The 17,882-nt window shown below is 74.0% G+C and carries 12 protein-coding genes; 10 read left to right on the top strand and 2 right to left on the bottom strand.

The features are described from left to right. The first annotated feature begins 90 nt into the window (after nucleotides 1-90). Complete coding sequence (locus tag ACZ3YL_RS23360; protein ID WP_465659547.1) at nucleotides 91-1,029, top strand: hypothetical protein; 939 nt, start codon at nucleotides 91-93, stop codon at nucleotides 1,027-1,029. A 92-nt stretch (nucleotides 1,030-1,121) separates the two neighbouring features. Here ACZ3YL_RS23360 and ACZ3YL_RS23355 read toward each other — a convergent pair whose 3' ends face one another. Next, nucleotides 1,122-2,039: an alpha/beta fold hydrolase gene (locus ACZ3YL_RS23355; RefSeq protein WP_465659545.1), complete on the bottom strand. Its 918-nt coding sequence runs from the start codon at nucleotides 2,037-2,039 to the stop codon at nucleotides 1,122-1,124. A gap of 6 nt (nucleotides 2,040-2,045) precedes the next feature. On the opposite strand from ACZ3YL_RS23355, the gene ACZ3YL_RS23350 reads away from it, so the two are divergent. From ACZ3YL_RS23350 to ACZ3YL_RS23310, 9 genes are all read left to right on the top strand, one after another. Continuing rightward, nucleotides 2,046-2,282, top strand: coding sequence for a hypothetical protein (locus tag ACZ3YL_RS23350; RefSeq protein WP_465659544.1), 237 nt, complete (start codon nucleotides 2,046-2,048; stop codon nucleotides 2,280-2,282). 199 nt (nucleotides 2,283-2,481) lie between these two features. After that, a complete protein-coding gene (locus ACZ3YL_RS23345) occupies nucleotides 2,482-3,489 on the top strand; it encodes a permease (protein ID WP_465659542.1) in 1,008 nt (335 codons plus the stop codon). Further along, nucleotides 3,486-4,241: a TIGR03943 family putative permease subunit gene (locus ACZ3YL_RS23340; protein WP_465659540.1), complete on the top strand. Its 756-nt coding sequence runs from the start codon at nucleotides 3,486-3,488 to the stop codon at nucleotides 4,239-4,241. Before ACZ3YL_RS23345 ends, ACZ3YL_RS23340 begins: the two co-directional genes overlap by 4 nt. A gap of 13 nt (nucleotides 4,242-4,254) precedes the next feature. Beyond that, complete coding sequence (locus ACZ3YL_RS23335) at nucleotides 4,255-5,397, top strand: polysaccharide deacetylase family protein (RefSeq protein WP_465659538.1); 1,143 nt, start codon at nucleotides 4,255-4,257, stop codon at nucleotides 5,395-5,397. 492 nt (nucleotides 5,398-5,889) lie between these two features. Next, nucleotides 5,890-9,504, top strand: coding sequence for a hypothetical protein (locus ACZ3YL_RS23330; protein ID WP_465659536.1), 3,615 nt, complete (start codon nucleotides 5,890-5,892; stop codon nucleotides 9,502-9,504). Nucleotides 9,505-9,507: 3 nt separating this feature from the next. Beyond that, entirely contained in the window at nucleotides 9,508-13,266 is a 3,759-nt protein-coding gene (locus tag ACZ3YL_RS23325) for a hypothetical protein (RefSeq protein WP_465659535.1), read from the top strand. Between the two features lie 38 nt (nucleotides 13,267-13,304). Beyond that, nucleotides 13,305-14,279: a hypothetical protein gene (locus ACZ3YL_RS23320; RefSeq protein ID WP_465659533.1), complete on the top strand. Its 975-nt coding sequence runs from the start codon at nucleotides 13,305-13,307 to the stop codon at nucleotides 14,277-14,279. A 7-nt stretch (nucleotides 14,280-14,286) separates the two neighbouring features. Further along, the gene (locus ACZ3YL_RS23315) at nucleotides 14,287-15,033 is read left to right on the top strand and encodes a hypothetical protein (protein WP_188306814.1); all 747 of its coding nucleotides are present in this window, start codon (nucleotides 14,287-14,289) and stop codon (nucleotides 15,031-15,033) included. Beyond that, the gene (locus ACZ3YL_RS23310; RefSeq protein ID WP_188306813.1) at nucleotides 15,030-15,944 is read left to right on the top strand and encodes an MvdC/MvdD family ATP grasp protein; all 915 of its coding nucleotides are present in this window, start codon (nucleotides 15,030-15,032) and stop codon (nucleotides 15,942-15,944) included. The genes ACZ3YL_RS23315 and ACZ3YL_RS23310 overlap by 4 nt, the downstream gene beginning before the upstream one ends. Nucleotides 15,945-16,157: 213 nt before the next feature. Here the strand turns inward: ACZ3YL_RS23310 and ACZ3YL_RS23305 are convergent, their stop codons facing one another. Beyond that, nucleotides 16,158-17,876 carry a DUF885 domain-containing protein gene (locus ACZ3YL_RS23305; RefSeq protein WP_465659531.1) on the bottom strand — a complete coding sequence of 573 codons (1,719 nt, stop codon included), beginning with the start codon at nucleotides 17,874-17,876 and terminating at the stop codon, nucleotides 16,158-16,160. Between the last annotated feature and the right edge of the window lie 6 nt (nucleotides 17,877-17,882).

The raw sequence follows: 17,882 nt of genomic DNA, 5'->3' as shown, positions 1-17,882 counted from the left end.
GCTGGACGCGACCGCCGCCGAGTTGGTGTGGTGTCCGGACTCACCTCGTACGGACAAACCTCCCACACCCTCACACTCGGGAGCAGACACATGCGCACATCCCTCAAGGCCGCCGCCCACACCCTCACCGCGCTGGCCCTGGCCGCCTTCGGCACCACCACCCTGGCCACCGGAGCCGAGGCCCAATCCACCCCGGCGGCCGCCCACTTCGGGGCCAAGCCACTCCACCCCGGCGCAGCCCCGCAGCACGCCGCGACCAGCAGCAACACCCTGACGGTCCGCTCCGCCGCGACCCAGGGCGTGGTCTCCCCCACCCCCAAGGTGTACCTGGTCTTCTGGGGCACCCAGTGGTCCGCCGACCCGGCCGGGGTCGCGACCGACATGCAGAACATGTTCAAGGGCCTCTACGGCAGCCAGGACACCTGGGGCACCATCCTCAGCCAGTACTGCGAGGGCGTCGCCAAGGGCACCGCCGGCTGCGGCACCAAGGGCGTCCACGTCCAGCACCCGACCTCCTCCCCGCTGGCCGGCGTCTGGTTCGACAAGACCGCCGCCGCGCCCGCCAACGCCACCAGCACCCAGATCGCCGCCGAGGCAGGCAAGGCCGCCGCCCACTTCGGCAACACCACCCAGGCACCCAACCTCAACGCCCAGTACGTGGTCGTCTCCGCCACCGGCACCCACCCGGACGGCTTCCCCGACTCGGGCTTCTGCGCCTGGCACGACAAGACCAGCAGCTCCTACGGCACCCTGGCGTACACCAACCTGCCGTACATCCCGGACAACGGGGCGGGCGCCTGCACCACCTTCACGGACGGCCGGCTGCTCTCCGGCATCGAGTCCACCGAGACCCACGAGTACGCCGAGACCGTCACCGACTTCTGGCCCAGCATCGGCTGGAACGGCGGCGGCGGCGAGATCGGCGACGAGTGCCAGAACCTCGACGCCTACGTCACCCTGAGCAGCGGCACCTTCGACCTCCAGGGCCTGTGGTCCAACAGCGCCAACAAGTGCGTGACGCACGGTTAGCAGCGGCCCGTCGGGGCGTGGGACCGGCCCGGCCCCACGCCCCACCCCGGCTCAGCACCTCAGGCTCAGCACTCAAGCTCAGCCCGCCGGGCTCAGCGCCTCAAGCTCAGCACCGCCTCGGCGAAGGCCTCCGGCGCCTCCTGCGGCACGTTGTGCCCCACACCAGGCAGGGTCCGCACCTCGCACGGTCCGGTGAACCGCTCGGTGCCGGTCTGATCCGCGGCGGGGATCACGCCGTTCTCCTCGCCGACCAGCACCATCGTCGGAGCCACGATGGACGGCCGACCGGCCAGCGCGTCTTCCAGCTCCCGGTAGCGCGGATCGCCTTCGACCAGACCGAAGCGGTGGCGGTAGGAGTGGATCGCGACGTCCACGAAGTCCGGGTTGTGCAGGCTGGCAGCCGAGGCTGCGAAGGCCGCCTCGGCCTGCGGCCAGGTCGGAGACCAGAGCCGCCAGAGCAGTCCGCACAGCTCCTCGCGGTTCTGCTCCAGCCCCTGGCGGCCCCGCTCGGAATGGAAGTAGTACTGGTACCAAAGGTCGCGCTCCGCCTCCGGTACCGCGGGCTCCATCGCGCGGGCGATGTCCTGGACGGTGTAGCCGCCCGCCGCGACCAGACCGTGGATCCGCTCCGGCCACAGCGCCGCCGCCGCACAGGCCGCCCGCCCACCCCAGTCGTACCCGGCGACCACCGCCCGCTCGATCCCCAGCGCGTCCATGAACTCCACCACGTCCTGCGCGAGCGCGGCCTGCTGGCCGCTACGCATCGTCCCCTCGTCCAGGAACCGGGTCGGCCCGTAACCGCGCAGGTACGGCACCAGCACCTCCCGGCCGGCCCCCGCGAGCAGCCGCGCCACCTCGTCGTAGGCCCGGACGTCGTACGGGAATCCGTGCAGCAGGACCACCGGAACGTCGGACTCCCGGCAGCGCTCGCCGGTCCGGTGGTAGGCGATCTCCAGAACCGGTGTCATCACCCGGTGCAGCTCGTACAGTTCATGGGAACTCGCAGTCATCCGGTCATGCTCGCACGTCTGACTGCGCCCGCCCGGGCCGGCGGCGTCGCCGTCACCTTCGCCGTCACCTTCGCCGGCGGCGCCGTCCCGGACGGCGTGGTCGCCTACGGCTTCCGCCACTTCTTCGCCTGGGGCCCCACATCTCGCGGGAGCCCGGGGAACGGGGCGATTCCGCCGGGGCACACCGACATCCACTCACCTGAACCTGGAGCGCCCCCGGGCGAGTCCGGAAACGGCACGTGATCCGACCGGCCCGCAGTTGCTCCAGGCCGGCCACGGGACCGGGCTGTCCGCGCCGATGGACGCCACGCTCGGCTCCGCGCCCGGCCGCACACACCACCGCCGTCCGCCCGCCGGACCGCCGCGTCTAGACTCGCCCCGGGCCGCGCCGTGGGGTGCGGCACGCCCCAGAATCCCGCTGCGAAGGAGCGTCCGGCCCGCCATGGCTGACGAGATCGCCGTCCAGGCCCGGCCGCACCCGGCCGCGGAGCCCACCGGCCGTGCCCGCCGTCGGATCGGTTCGCTCGAAGTGCTGGTCGCCGGCATCCTGGCCGTGCTGGTCGGGCGTCACGTCCTCGGTGACTGGACGGGACCGGCATGGCTGGAGGCCTGGGGGGCGGTCTTCGTCGCCGTCTGCGTGCAGGCGCTGCCGTTCCTGCTGCTCGGCGTGGTGCTGTCGGCCGCGATCGCCGCGTTCGTCCCGGCCCGGCTGCTGGAGCGGGCGCTGCCGCGCAACCCGTTGCTCGCCGTGCCGATCGCCGGCGCGGCCGGGGTGGTGCTGCCGGGCTGCGAGTGCGCCTCCGTGCCGGTCGCCGAACGGCTGATCGCGCGCGGGGTGGCTCCGGCGGCCGCGCTGGCCTTCCTGCTGTCCTCACCGGCCGTCAACCCGGTCGTTCTGGTGGCCACCGCCGTCGCCTTCCGGGGGCAGCCCGAGCTGGTGGCGGCGCGCTTCCTCGCCTCCCTCGCCACCGCGGTGGTCATGGGGCTGCTCTGGGCGCGGTTCGGCCGCCCGGAGTGGCTCAGGCCCCGGGTGCCGTCGAGCGATCGGACCGGCTGGGCGGCCTTCCGCGGCTCGCTGGAACACGACTTCCTGCACGCCGGCGGCTTCCTGGTGATCGGCGGGATGACGGCGGCGACCCTCAACGTCGCGGTGCCGCGCGATCTGTTCACCGGCCTGGCCGGGCTGCCGGGCGTCGACGTCCTCGTGCTGGCGCTGCTGGCGGTCCTGCTCGCGGTCTGCTCGGAGGCGGACGCCTTCGTCGCGGCCGGACTGAGCGGTTTCTCCCCCACCGCCCGGCTGGCGTTCATGGTCGTCGGCCCGATGGTGGACGCCAAGCTGATCGCCCTCCAGGCCGGTACCTTCGGACGGGCCTTCGCCTGGCGGTTCTCCGCCGCCACGTTCACCGTCGCCGTCACGGCGGCGGCCCTGACCGGCTGGTGGCTCCTGTGAGGCGCGAAGTCCGGGCACTGCTGCACATCCTGGTCGGCGCCGCGGTGCTGCACATCTCGCTCTTCAGCGAGCTCTACCTGCGCTACGTCCGCAAGGGCCTGCGGCCGTACCTGATCGCCGGCGGTGTGCTGCTCGTCGCGGTCGGCCTGGTCAGCGCGGCCGTCGCCGCCCGGGAGTTGCTGCGCCCCGAGCAAACCGCCGACGAACCCGACGCCGAGGCACCCGACGCCCATCACGGGCACAGGCACGGTACGCCCCGCACCGCCTGGCTCCTCCTCCTGCCCGTCCTGGCGATCTACCTGCTCCAGCCCCAGGCGCTCGGCGCCTACACCGCGCAGCACTCGGGCAACACCACCGGCAGGCCCGCAGGGGCCGCCGGCGGCTTCGCGCCGCTGCCCGCGGCCGGCGACGGCGGCCCGATCACCATGCGGCTCGCGGACTTCGACCTCCGCGCCGGCTGGGACACCAGCGGCTCGCTCAAGGGCCGCCAGGTCCGGCTCACCGGCTTCGCCACGCCCGCACCCGACCCGGGTGGCTGGTACCTCACCCGGCTGGCCATCTCCTGCTGCGCCGCCGACGCGCTGACCAGCAAGGTCGAGATCCACGGCCCCGACGCACCGCCCGAGGGCGCCTGGGTCGAGGTCACCGGCCAGTGGCAGCCCGACGGACGGGCCGACCAGGACGGCGCCGTCCCCGTCCTGTCGGCGGGCCAGATCCGCCGGATCCCCGAACCGGGCGACCCCTATGAGTGAGCACCCGTCACCCGTGACCGAAGGACGTACGGGAGGCCGCCGTGGTGCGGCCGCCGTGCTCGCACTGGGCGTGGTCGCCGCGCTCGCCTTCCTGCCCGCCGTCCCGGACCGCCTGAGCACGGCCGCCCCCGACTCCCGGTCGACACCCGACGAGACCGGTTCCTCCGTCACCGTGCTCGGCGACGGTTCGACCTCCGACACCGGTCCCCAGCCCGGACAGCCGACGGCCGTCCGGCTCAGGCCCGGTGAGGCGCCGCCGCAGTTCGTGGTCTTCACCTTCGACGCCCCCACCGAGAACGACGACCACCTGTTCTCCCGCGCCCGCACGGCGGCCACGACGAACGGCGCCCAGGTGACCTTCTTCCTGCGCGGCATCGACCTGCTCCCCGCCGCGAAGCGCTGGCAGTACCAGCCGCCGCAGCACGACGTCGGCACCGCCGCCGTCCCCTTCCCCACCGACGCCCAGGTCCGCGCGACCCTGCAACAGCTGGGCCGGGCCTGGCTGGACGGCGACGAGATCGGCGACGGCTTCATCGGCCAGTTCTGCGGCCCGAAGGGCGCCGGGGACTGGTCGACCGCCGACTGGCAGAGCGAGATCGGCCAGGGCTACTCGATGGTCGACTTCTGGAAGACCGGAACAGGCTTCACCGACCTGCCCCCGCTGCCCTTCGACTACCAGACCGAGCTGGCCGGCGGCCGCGCCCCGTGCCCGGAGGGCCGCAAGAACCTGCTCCCCGCCGAGAAGGACGCGGGCTGGCGCTACGACGCCGGCTCACCCGGCGGCACCCAGCGCTGGCCGTCGCAGACCGACGGCCTCTGGGACTTCCCGCTCCAGCGGATCCCCGACGCCTCCGGCACGCACGAGGTGCTCTCCACCGACCAGACACCGCAGACGTATCTGAACGCCTTCGACCGCGTCTACCACGGCAGCCGCGCACCACTCGTCATCGACACCGACCTCGCCCCCGGGCGCCCTTCCCAGCTCCAGGAGACCGAGGCGACGATGAAGGACCTCTGCCACCGCGACGGCGTCCGCTGCGTCTCCTTCCGCCAACTCGCCGACTGGCTCGACGCCCAGGACCCGGCCGTCCTGAACCACCTCCGCGCCCTCGCCCCCGCCACCGCACCCGACTGGAGCGCCGTCGTCGGGCCGTAGTGCCGCGATCCGCCGCATCCTCGCGGCAGCCTCGACGGTCGACCGACCGCCCTCCGGGGCGAACCATCCCCACCGTCGCCATCCGGCCGAGCCGCACGGTCGAGCACGGGTGTCGTCACGCGCCGCAAGGTCTTCGAACTGACACGCGGTCACCGGTGCTCGCACACCCCTTCCCGCTGCCCGGACGCCGGGCGGACCCCGGGTCGGGGGTGACGGCGCGGTCACCGAGAGAGACGTCCGCCGGCGCCTACCCACGGTGACGCCACCCTGGTCCCGGACGCCTTGCGGGACACCGGAATTGATACACGGCCGAACCGGGAATAGCCTGGACCCGGCGAGAGTTCACGGGCGCCGAGCACCTCGGCCCCGTCGACCGGCACCGCGTCCATCTGCTGGGGGCGCTCGATGACAATCCACCCGGCACGTGCCCTGGCCGTCTGTTCCCCGGGGTACGGCAGACTCCATCTCTTCGTCGGCGCACCCGACGGCGCCGTGCGACACCGGACGTTCGACGGCACCTGGCACGCGTGGCGCGAGTCCGGCCGCCCCTGGCCCGCGCCCGGCGCTCCCGGGTTCAACTGGCTGAGCGCGACGGCGCTCGCGGGCGGCCCGGTCGAGGTGTTCGCCCTCGGCCCCGACGGCGAGCTGTGGCGCCTGCGCCCGGGCGCCGAGGACCGGCCGCACTGGACATCACTCGGCGCGCTCGCCCGGGGTGGCGCGGTGACCGGCTTCACGGTCGTGGCGCGGCGACCCGGCGACTTCCACCTCGTCCTGGGCACCGGCGCGCGGTCCTGGGAGTTGGTGCACTGGCATCCGGCCAAGGGGCCCATTGTGCTCCGCAGGGGCGAGCGGGCACCCGGTCACCCGGCAGCGGTGGCCGTCGCGCCGGACCGGGTCGACCTCCTCGTCGCGGACCTCCCCCAACGACGCCTGCTCCGGGGCCGCTTCGAGACCGACGCCCCGCCCACGGCCGAACCCCCCGTCTGGGAGGAACTCGGCCCGCTCCCCGACGGGGACGCACGGTCCTTCACCAGCCTCGCCGCGACGGAGCGTGACGTCTTCCTGGGGACGGACCACGGCCTCCGGCACTCCGCCCTGTCACCGTGGCTCGGCTGGGAGGACCTCGGCGGCGACCTCGGCACCCACGGTACGGCGGGCCCCGGGCCGGCCGCCGTCGCCTCCGGCGACGGCCGCACCGACGTGGTCGCCGTCTGGGCCGGCAGCGCGCTGATGCACCGACGGTTCGACACCCGCTGGCAGGACTGGCGGCTCCTGGAGCTGCCCGACGCGGCCACGCTCAGCTACCCCGTGCTGCGCCCGGACGACCTGGTCACCCTGACCGTCCGGAGCCAGGGCCTGCACGAACAGGCCGGGCCGGACGGCACCGTACAGCTGGTCGCCGACCCGGGCGGCGGCCACCTGCTGGTGGACGTCCCCTCGCAGCACCTGGCCGAGACCGTGGTGGAATCCGGCCGGCCGCCCCAGGGCTTCCTGGCCGGCCCGTCCACCCTGTGCTTCGCCGTCGGCCCCGACCCGGTCACGCTCACCGTGGCCGGCCTGCTCGACGCGATGAACCGCCTGCCGCTGGTCATCACGGCGGCCACCACGACCGATCCGGGGGCCAGGCTCGAAGTCCCCTGGAACCTGCTGCTCACCCTGCAGCCCGACGCCCGGTGCACCCACCGCACCCTGCCCGCCACCGGCACGGCGGGCGGCACCGAACTGTGGCACAGCCGGGTCGCGGGCCCCGACGGGCACCTGACGGCGCAGCCCCTCCGCTCCCTGGCCGACGGCTCCGACCACGGCACCCCGCTCGACACCTGGTACGACAGGATCGTCGCGGCCGCCGCCCAGAACCCGACCGTCCCGCTCACGGTCGACCGGCTGATCCTCAGCGCCTACGGCGCCCGGTTCACCGCCGCCGCCCACTGGCCCCAGCTGGAGTGGGCCCAGGACGCCGCCCTCGGCCGGGACTTCCACGTCAAGGTCTCCGTCCCCGGCGCCCTGTTCCCGTTCGGCCACCGGGCCGCCTACCTCGAGGTCTCCGACCGCAGGTTCGACGGCGCCGACCCGGCCGTGGCCGCCCTGCACCGCAAGTCCTTCCTGGTCGTCACCGAGCCCGTGCGCGACGACTACGGCATCGGCGCGGGCGGCCCGCACGAGCGCCGGTTCCCGTTCCAGAGCGTCGCGATCGACCCCGGGCAGACCGAGGACCTGGACGACGCCTCCTGGATCCCGCTGGACTCCTCGGCGGCCCCGCCGAGGTGCTTCTGGCCCGCCCGGGCCGGCACCCCCGTGGTGTTCACCCTCCAGGCCACGGCCGGCCCGGAGTACGTGGAGCTGAACCTGCCGCTGCTGTTCGTCGAGGACGCGGCCACCGGCGCCGCCTACGGTGCGACGCTCGACGGGATCTACGGGCGCGGCCCCGCCACCGGGGCCTTCGCCACCCTCGGGCGGCCCCTCTCCGACATCGGCGCCCGCATCCCGCTGGTCATGGCCTCGCAGACCCAGGTGGTGGCCGACGCCGTCCAGGAAGTGCAGTCGATGACCTTCGGCGGGGTCGCCGCCGGGCTGTCCCCCAGCGGAGTCGGCTTCTACCCGCAGGTGGTCCAGCTGGCCGTCGGGCTGCCGGCCGTCCGCCAGTTGCTCGGCCCGCTCCCCGCGCTCCCGGCGACGATCTCCCAGGCGCTCGTCGACACCCCCTGGGGCAGCCCGCCGCCCGACGCCCTGCTCGACCTGGTGACGCCGCGCACGCTCGACTTCGGGGCCGCCGGGGCCCGGGTCGGCGGGCTGTCCGCGCCCAACATGACCGTGTCGCAGATCTCCCGCACGCTCGGGCCCGCCGTCAGTGACGCGTTCCAGACCGACCCCACCAAGCTGTTCGCCCAGGACGCCACCCTGTTCGGCGTCGTCCCGCTGAGCCAGCTCATCCAGGTCGTCTCCCAGCCCCCGAAGCTGCTCTGGACCACCCCGGGGACGACCACCCCGACGACGAACCGGCCGGCTCCCACCCCCACGGCGAACCGGGCGACGCCCACCCCCACGGCGGACCAGGGAACGCCCACCCCGACCGCGGAACTGACCTGGCACCAGGCTCTCGGGAACGCCGTCAAGGTCTTCCACCCCGGCTCCGACTGCGCGCTGGACCTCGACGTCAGAGCCACAGTGGTCGACGGCAAGCCCGAGATGCACGCCACCGGGACGATCACCGACTTCAGCCTGATCGTCCCCGACCCCGGTGCCCCCGCGTACGTCACGCTCAGCTTCCCGTCCGTGCGGTTCACCGCCGACCCCGGCCGGCCGCTGAACCTGTCCGTCCACCTGGCGGACGTCCAGCTCGGCGGGAACCTCGGCTTCCTCGCCACCCTGGAGCGGTACCTCCCGATCGGGGACAACGGCCCGCGGATCACCAACACCGCCACGTCCATCACCGCCTCGTACACCGTCGCCGTGCCCACCGTCAGCCTGCTGGTGTTCAGCGTGCAGAACCTCACCGTGCAGGCCGCCGTCACGCTCTCGCTGAGCAACCAGCCGATCGTGATGGACTTCGCCTTCGGCACCCGGGAACGCCCGTTCCTGGTCACGGTCTCCGGCTTCGGCGGCGGCGGGTACCTGGAACTCGGGCTGAGCGCGGGCGGCACCGACAGCGGGCTGCAGACCTTCACCGGCGGCATCGAGTTCGGCGCCTCGGTCGCGATGGACTTCGTCATCGTCTCCGCCGAGGTGCACGTCTTCGGCGGCGTCGTCTTCGCCAAGAACCGCACCGACACCGAGATCACCGGCTACCTGCGGATCGGCGGCAGCGTCTCCCTGCTGGGCCTGATCAGCGTCTCGATCGAGCTGACCCTCGCCCTGGCGTACGACGCCACCACCGGCTCGCTGAGCGGCTCGGCGAGGCTGGTGATCACCGTGGACCTGACCTTCTTCTCCAAGTCCTTCACACTGGAGTGCCACAAGTGCTTCGGCAACTGCCCGCCGTCCGCCGGGCTGCGCCCCGCCCTGACCGCGGCCGCGACCGGCTCGGACCCGTCCGTGCGGGCCGCGCTCGGGCCGCAGGGGCAGTCCTTCCCGTGGCAGACCTACTGCCGGGCGTTCGCAGGGAGGTGAGCCATGTCGACCACCGGCCTGGAACGGCAGTTCGTCTGGACGGTGATCCCGGCCGGCCGGGTGGTGGCCGTCCCGGGCCAGCCGACGCCGATGGCGCTGCTGTCGGTGCTGCTGACGCCGCGCCTGATCGGCCCGGACGGAGCCGCGCTCACCGTCACGGACTTCGGGATGCAGGACTGGCCGCGGCGGCTCGCCGGGGTCGGCTTCGACGTCCGCCGCTCCGGGCAGTCGCTACCGGCCGTCCGGGTCCCGTACACCGCCCTCGACGGGAGCGCCGTCCAGTTCCCCGCGGACCAGCAACTCGCGTTCTGGCAGGCGCTGTTCGCCGCCACCATGCCGGTGGATCCGTACCGGCCCGGCTCCTACGACGGTCGCGACGTCAGCACCTTCCCGGCCAGCCAGGCCGGCACCGACGTCAAGGGCATCTACACCGCCACCGCCCAGGCGCACGCCGCGCACGGCGGCGCGGCGCCGGAGAGCGACCCCGGACTGCGGGCCGCGCTGCGGACGGTCGCCGCGCAGTGGCAGCCCGGCCTGCTGGCACCCCCCGACGGGCCCCCCGACGCGGCCCCCGCCGACACCACCACCCCGGCCCTCGCCCAGGCGTACGCCTTCTACCGGCGCGGCGCGGCCGGCACGACGCCGCCGACGCGCCGGACCGCGGCCCCGCCCGCCGCCGAGTTCCACCAGAGCGTCGCCCACCTCACCGACCACCCCGTCGTGCTGCGCGCGCTCGGCCTGCTGATGGACCTCGCCGTCCCCGTCGCCGGGCTCACCCCGGTGGACGCGACCCACCCCGCGGAGCTGAGCGTGCTGCCGCGCTGGCCCCACCCGGACCCCGACCCGTCCCCGGGCTGGAGCGGAGCCACCCAGAGCGACCTCTGCCCCACCACCGCCTACACGCTCAGCGGCACCCGCTTCGTCCCCGCCTCCGTCGACGGCCCGACCTCCACCGGTTTCAGCAACGGTCTCCTCCCCCTGGCCGGTGCCGGCCCCGCGCCCTCCGGGAACGCCCGCTTCGAGCTGCTGCCCTTCGACGTGGACGGCGCCGCCCTGCGGCTGGTCAGCGCGGCCCGCTCGGACGCCACCGCGGCCCCGCCCGGGGAATCCTCCCCGGTCCCACCCGGGGCGCTGCCCGCCCTGCACTCGGCGGGCTTCGCCCTGCTCGACCTCTCGCGCGAGGACGAGCACCGCAAACAGCTCCAGCGGGCGCAGCAGCGCGGCACCCCGAGCGGGCTGCTCGCCTCCCCCCTGCTGGCGGACTCCCTGCTCGGCGGCTACCGGATGGACGTGTACGACAGCACGAGCCGGACCTGGCACTCGCTCTGCCGCCGCCGGGTGCACTACACCGTCGGCGGCGTGCCGCTGCTGCCGAACGGCCTGCTGGACGAGGGCTACCTGCGGCCGGGCTCGGTGGTCACCGGCTTCGGCGACACCGACGCGCTGTACCTGCACCAGATCGTGGCGCGCTGGGACGGCTGGAGCCAGGTGGCCTCGCGGCCCGAGCGGGTGACCGGCACCGGGGACACCATGCCGCCGCCGGGAGCCCGGCCCCTCGACACGGTGGTGGAGTGCGACCCCGGCTCGCTTCCGCGCCTGCGGTTCGGCCGCACGTACAGGTTCCGGGTCCGGATCGCCGACCTGACCGGCGGCGGCCTGCGCGCCGAGGAGGTCGGCGCCGGCGAAGCGCAGACGAACCCCGTCCCCTACTGGCGCTTCGAACCGCTGCCGCCCCCGGAGCTGGTGCCCACCCGGGAGTGGGACGACGGCGACGGCCACGACCGGATGGTCATCCGCAGCGACCGCGGCACGACGGCGGACGCCTATGCGGCCCTGCACGGCTACCGCCCCTACGACCTGCGGCAGTTGCTGCCGCCGAAGTGCTCGCTCGCCCTGGCGACGCAGTACGACGGCGCCTTCGACTCCGCGCTGGGCCCGGCGGCGCCGGACACCGTGGTGTCCGCGCTCTTCGACGTCGCCACCCTGGCCGACGGCGAGCTCACCGACATCCCGGGCTCGCGGACCGTCGCCGCCGGACCGGCCGCGCCGGCTCCGTACGTCATCGTGCCCGAGACCGACCCGCCACTCCCCTGGCTGGCCGACCGGAGCAGCGCCTGCGCCGCCCTGAAGGCCCGGCCCCGGCCGATCGACCCCGTCAACGGGCGGCCCGGCGCGATCGTCCCGGCCGACACGGACGTGCTCGCCATCTGGCAGGGCACCTGGCCCGGGCTGCGGACCGCGTCCATCCGGCTGGAGGCGGCCGCGAGCGGCTGCACGGTCAGCCAGGCGGGCCCGAGCCACGTCACGGTCGCGCTCGGCCCGACCGAGCAGGTGACCTTCGACATCCCGTCCTGCCCCACCTTCGACGACGTCCCGCTGTTCGGCATCGGGTTCTGGCAGGGCATCGACCCGAACGTGCCGCACGGCCAGGCCTACCAGGACGTCGCCGCCGGCCGGAACCGCCTGATCACACCGCCGCGCACGGTCACCCTGGTGCACGCGGTGCAACGCCCCCTCGTCGACCCGCACGGGCAGCTGACGGCCCACCGGGCGCCTGGCGACCGCGACACCGTCCTCGGCCCGGAGAACCTCGCGATCGACATCCCCAGCACCGGGCGGATCGACCTGCACGCCGAGTGGACCGACCAGGACGACAACCCGCCCGCGGCACCGACCACCACCCGGCGGACGGCGCACGTCGGCTCGTACGAGGTCCAGCACCTGGCGCAACTGGAGGCGTTCCCGGTGATCCGCCAGGAGTTCGGCGACACCCGCCACCACCACGTGAGCTACGCCGTGACGGCCGTGTCCCGCTTCGAGGACTGCTTCACGCGCGTCCTCGCCACCGACCCCGGCGCCTGCACCGTCTCCGGGCAGCTCACCGACCTCGACGTGCCGAGCACCGTGCGTCCTCCCGCCCCCCAACTGCTCCGCTGCGTACCGTCGTTCCGCTGGACCCGGAGCACCGACGGGCAGCAGTCGCTCACCCGGCTGCGGGCGGGCGGCGGCCTGCGGGTCTTCCTCGGACGGCCCTGGTACGTCTCGGGCGACGGCGAGGCCCTGGCCGTGCTCACCTTCCCGTCCGGACCGGTGCCCTCCGACGCCCTGCGGTGCGTCACGGTCGCCGGCCGCGACCCGATCAGGGACACCGGGGCGCCGCCCGCCGTCCTGACCGCCGCCCAGGTCAACGCGGTGCAGCGGGCCCAGGTCACCCTTCCCGAACTCCAGCGCCAGCTGGACGCCGCCCTGTACCAGGTCGAGTTCGACGCCGAGGGCGACTGCTGGTTCGCCGACCTGGACCTGGCGCCGGTCGTCGCCGCCTCCTACTTCCCGTTCGTCCGGCTCGCCCTGGCCCGCTACCAGCAGTACACCCTCACCGGTCTCCCCGCCGTCTCACCGGTGGTGCTCACCGAACCCGTCCAACTCGCCCCGCAGCGGCAGCTGACCGTCACCCGGAGCCCGGGGCGGGCGGGCGTCACCCTGGAGGGCCTCGGCCCCGGACCGGGCGGGGCCGGTACCACCGTCCGGACCGAACTCCAGGTCCAGGACCCGGGGGTGCCGGCCCCCGACGGCGTCACCGGCTGGTCCACCGTACTGACGTCCTCCGCCGTACTCGGCCAGACCGCCGCGATCAGCGTCCCGGACACCGGGCAGCGGGCCCAGCGCCTGGTGGTCCGGGAGTTCGAGACCTCACCCGTGCCCGCCGGCAGTGCCACAGGGCGACCGGTCTTCCTCGACGTCGTACCACTCGGAACGTGGTGACGGACGCCCCCGGCGCCTCCGCGACGAAAGGAGCGATCATGGTGGACATCTTTCCCGACACCGGCCAGATCCGGCTGGCGCACCTCGCCTCCACCGGGGTGCTCCCCTTCGTGGTGGACCCGCCCGCGGCGGCCTGGGCCCTGCTGGTGGTGGCCCTCGGACCGAACTGCGCGCCCGTGGGCGCACGGCCACCGCAGATCGAGATCCAGGCACGGAACGGGCCGCTCACCAGCGTCCCCGAGGCGCCCGCCACCGCCTCGGTCGTCGACCAGGCCTTGGCACCGGTCGGAAGCGCCTCCTGGCACCGGCTCGGCTTCGACGTCTTCGCCGTGCAGATCGACATCACCGATCCGAGCGACCGCCCCTGGGCCGTGCGGTTCACCAACACCGACCCGGTGGAACTCGGCTTCGTCTGGTCCACCGCGTCGAGCCCGGAGCGGGCCCAGCAGCCCCGGATCGTCATGGACACCACCCCGATCCAGCGGACGGTGTTGGTGGGCACGGCCCTCCCGGACATCGTGATCCCGATCTCCAACATCGGCACCGGGCCCCTGACCATCAACGGTGCCGCCGACCAGCCCATGGGCGCCGGCTACGTGCTGAAGGACTTCCCGCTCCCCCTCCAGCCCAACGGCTGCGACCACCTCACGATCGGGATCACCGCCGCGTCCCTACCCCCCGTCACCAGCACGGTGGACGCCACCTTCGTCCTGGACTGCAACGATCCGGTGGAGCAGGAAGTCACCCTGCAGCTGGCCCGCACCGAGAAGGACAAGGAGAGCAAGGAGCACAAGGACGTCGGCAAGGAGAACAAGGACGGCAAGGACCGCAAGGAACACAAGGACGACAAGGACGACAAGGACACGTCCAAGGAGCATCCTGCCGACCTCATGCAGTCGGCGTCCCCGGCCGGTCAACCGCCCGAGCACTTCATCCCGCCGGCGCAGCGCCCCGACCTCTCGGACAGCGCCCTCCGGGACGAACCCCCCGAGCCGGGGCCGGCCGAAGGGTAGGTGCCGCATGTGGCTGGTGCTCTGCGATCCGGCGGACCAGCCGGCGCTGTGGGCGTACCAGGGGTTGCGCGAACGCGGGCTGGAACCGCTGGAACTGCTCTCCGCGCAGGCCCTGCTCGGCTCCACCCGGACGGCGCACCGCGTCGACCCGGACGGCGCGAGCTTCGAACTCGTCCTGCCCGACGGGCGGGTGCTCGCCAGCCGGGACGTCGAGGGTGTGCTCAACCGGGTGGCCTGCGCGCCCTTCGGGTACCTGCCGTTCGACACCCACGCCGACGCCGTGTACGCCGCGGAGGAGTTGCACGCGCTGCTGCTCAGCCTGCTCACCTGCCTGGCCCCGGTCTCGGTCAACCCGCCCGTCGGGTACGGCCTGTGCGGGGCCTGGCGCTCGGACCCGGAGTGGACCGCGCTCGCGGCCAGGGCGGGGCTGCCGGTCCCACCGGCCGTGATCTCCAGCGACCCCGACACCGCGCCCCGAGCCGCTCCTCCACCACCGGATCCGTCCGGTCGCAGGGACGTCCTGGTGCTCGGCGAGCAGATCTTCGGCGCGCCCGTGCCCGGGGACGAGGAGGGGTACGTCCGGCTCGCCCGGCTCGCCGAGGCCGACCTGCTCGGCATCGCGCTTCAGCACGACGGCCGGCGACCGGCCGCCTTCGCCGGGGCGACGCCGATGCCCGACCTCCGCCTCGGCGGCGACGCGTTCCTCGACCACCTGCTCAAGCACCTGACCGGGCTCCGGTCGGACCCGCCGTGATCATCGTCTGCGGAATCGCCAGCGAGTCGCCGGTCGCCCGGGTCACCGCCGAACTCGACGCCCTCGGCCTGCCGTACTCCGTGCTCCACCAACGACGCTTCCAGGAGCTGCCGTTCGAGCTGGAGGCCACCGGCAGCGGTGTCCGGGGACGGCTCCGGCACAACGGCGGCTCCATCGACCTCGCCGCCGTCACCGGCGTCTTCGCCCGGCTGATGGACTGGCGCAGACTCCCCGAGGTCCGGGACGCGGACGAGGAGACGCAGCGCCGCTGCGGGAGTTGGCACTCCGCCCTCAGCACCTGGCTGGAGCTCGCCCCCGGCTGCGTGATGAACCGGGATCGCGCGATGGCCTCCAACATGTCCAAGCCGCACCAGGCGCAGCTGATCCAGCGCTCCGGGTTCCGGGTGCCGGAGACCCTGGTGACCAACGACCCGGACCTCGTCCAGGAGTTCCGGGCGGAGCACGGTGCCCTGGTCTACAAGTCGATCAGCGGGGTCCGCTCCATCGTCCGGCTCCTCGATCAGCCGGCCGTCGACCGACTGCCGCTCATCCGCTACTGCCCGGTGCAGTTCCAGCGCTACCTCACCGGCACCAACGTCCGGGTCCACACCGTCGCCGGAGAGGTGTTCGCCACCCGGATCGACACCGACCGGGTGGACTACCGCTACGCCCACAGCGACGGCGGCCACGCCGAACTCTCCCCCTGGCAGCCCCCCGACGACCTCGCCGACCGCTGCCTGCGCCTGGCCGGGCAGCTGGGGCTCGCCCTCGCCGGCATCGACCTGATGCTGGCCGACGACGGCGAGGTCTACTGCTTCGAGGTCAACCCCTGCCCGGCCTACACCTACTACGAGGCCCACACCGGCCAGCCGATCGCCCGCGCCATCGCCCTCGCGCTCACGCGAGGCTGAGGAGGACTCCGATCGCCTGACTCGCAGCCTGCGGAACATCGGCGGGACGGCCCGGTCCGCGGTGTCCTCGCCGCCGATCGCCCTGGTGCGGATCGGTCCGTTCCGTCCCGAGGTGCGCGTCCTTGCTTCCTTGGCCGCTGTTTTCACGATCGTGGCAGCCCAGCGGGGTGTCGACGGACGGCCGCCGGGCCGCCCGGCGGGGCCCGGCCGCCGCTACGCCTCGGCGAGGCGGGCGGCCAGGGCGTCCAGGCCGAGCGAGCCGTGGGCGAGGACGCGGGTGTGCCAGGCCCGGAGGTCGAAGGCGGCGCCCTGACGGCGGCGGGCGGCCTCCCGGCCGTCCAGCCAGACGCGTTCGCCCAGCTTGTAGCCGATGGCCTGGCCGGGCCAGCCGAGGTAGCGGTCGATCTCGCTGCTGCGGCGCGGGAGTTGGCTGCCGTGGTGGGCGGCCATGAACTCGTCGGCGAGGGCCGGGGTCCAGCGTTCGCCGGGGTGGCCGCTCCATTCGCTGGTGGCCGCGTCGGCGGGGACGGCGAGTTCCAGGTGCATGCCGAGGTCGACGATCACCCGGATGATCCGCAGCATCTGCTTGTCGAGGTAGCCGAGGCGCCGGGCGGGGTCGGTCAGGAAGCCGAGTTCGTCCATCAGGCGCTCCGCGTACAGCGCCCAGCCCTCCTTGTCGGCGCTGACCGCGCCGAGGGTGATCTGGTAGGTGCTGAGGCGGTCGGCGCAGGCGGTCCAGCGGGCGGTCTGCAGGTGATGGCCGGGGACGCCCTCGTGGTACCAGGTGCTGACGAGCTGCCAGGTGGGGAAGGACCGCCGGCCGAGGGTGGGCAGGTAGGCGCGGCCGGGCCGGCTGAAGTCGAGGCTGGGGCCGTTGTAGTAGGGCGCGCCGGAGCTGCCGGGCGGCGCGATCCTGGTCTCGACCCGGCGCAGCGGGCCGGCGATGTCGAAGTGGGTGCCGTCGAGGGCGTCGATCGCCTCGTCCATGACCTGCTGGAGCCAGGCGCGGACGTTCTCCTCGCCCTCGACGGCGTGGCCGTGCCGGTTGAGGTGGTCCATCGTGGCCCGGATGCCGGCGCCGGGGAGGATCCGCTCCGCGACGGCCCGCATCTCGGCGACCGTGCGGTGGAACTCCTCCCAGGCCCAGGCGTACGCCTCGGCCGGGTCGATGTCGGCGCCGTTGGCCCACCGGGCGGAGCGCAGGTAGCGTTCGCGGCCGACGGCGTCCGGGGTGCCGTCTGCGGCGGGCAGGTAGGTGTCGTGCAGCCAGTCGCGGAAGGCCGCCGCGGCAACGGTCGCGCGTTCGGCGGCGGCGTCCAGTTCGGGGCGCAGCGCGGCGGGGCCGGCCGCCACGAAGCCGCCGAACCAGCCGGCGCCGCCGTCCGACCGGCCGGTCCAGGCGTCGAGTTGGGCGATGGCCACGCGGGCCTGCCGGGGTGCGCTCAGCAGTCCGCGGCCGATGCCCTCGGCCAGGGTGGCCCGGTAGCCGTCGAGTGCGCCGGGCACGTTGCGCAGCCGCCCGGCGACGGCCGCCCACTGCTCGTCGGTGTCGGTGGGCATCATGGTGAAGACGCCGCGCACCTTGTGCAGCGGGGAGTTGACGTTGCGCAGCTGGCGGAAGTGGTCCCCGGCCTCGTGGACGGCGAGTTCAGCGGTGAGCCGTTCCCGCAGCAGCCGGGCGCAGTCCCGGTCGGCGGGATCGCCCACGGGGCCGTCGCCCTCGCGACCGTCGACGGGCAGTGCCCGGTCCAGCTCGGCCAGCGTCCGCCGGGCCAGTTCGGCGAGCGCCTCGTAGCCCTCCGGCGACAGGTCCGGCTGCCGGTCGTCCTGGGGGTGCAGCCCGAGTCTGGCCGCGGTCGCCGGGTCGAGGGCCGCGACCTGGGCGACGTGGTGATCGGCGATCCTACGGGCGGTCTTCGGCGTCTCGGGCATGCCCCC

This window comes from Kitasatospora sp. NPDC023176 (genome assembly GCF_055560495.1).
Note: the sequence above shows the minus strand (reverse complement) of the source record. Positions and strands in the feature narration are given on the sequence as shown.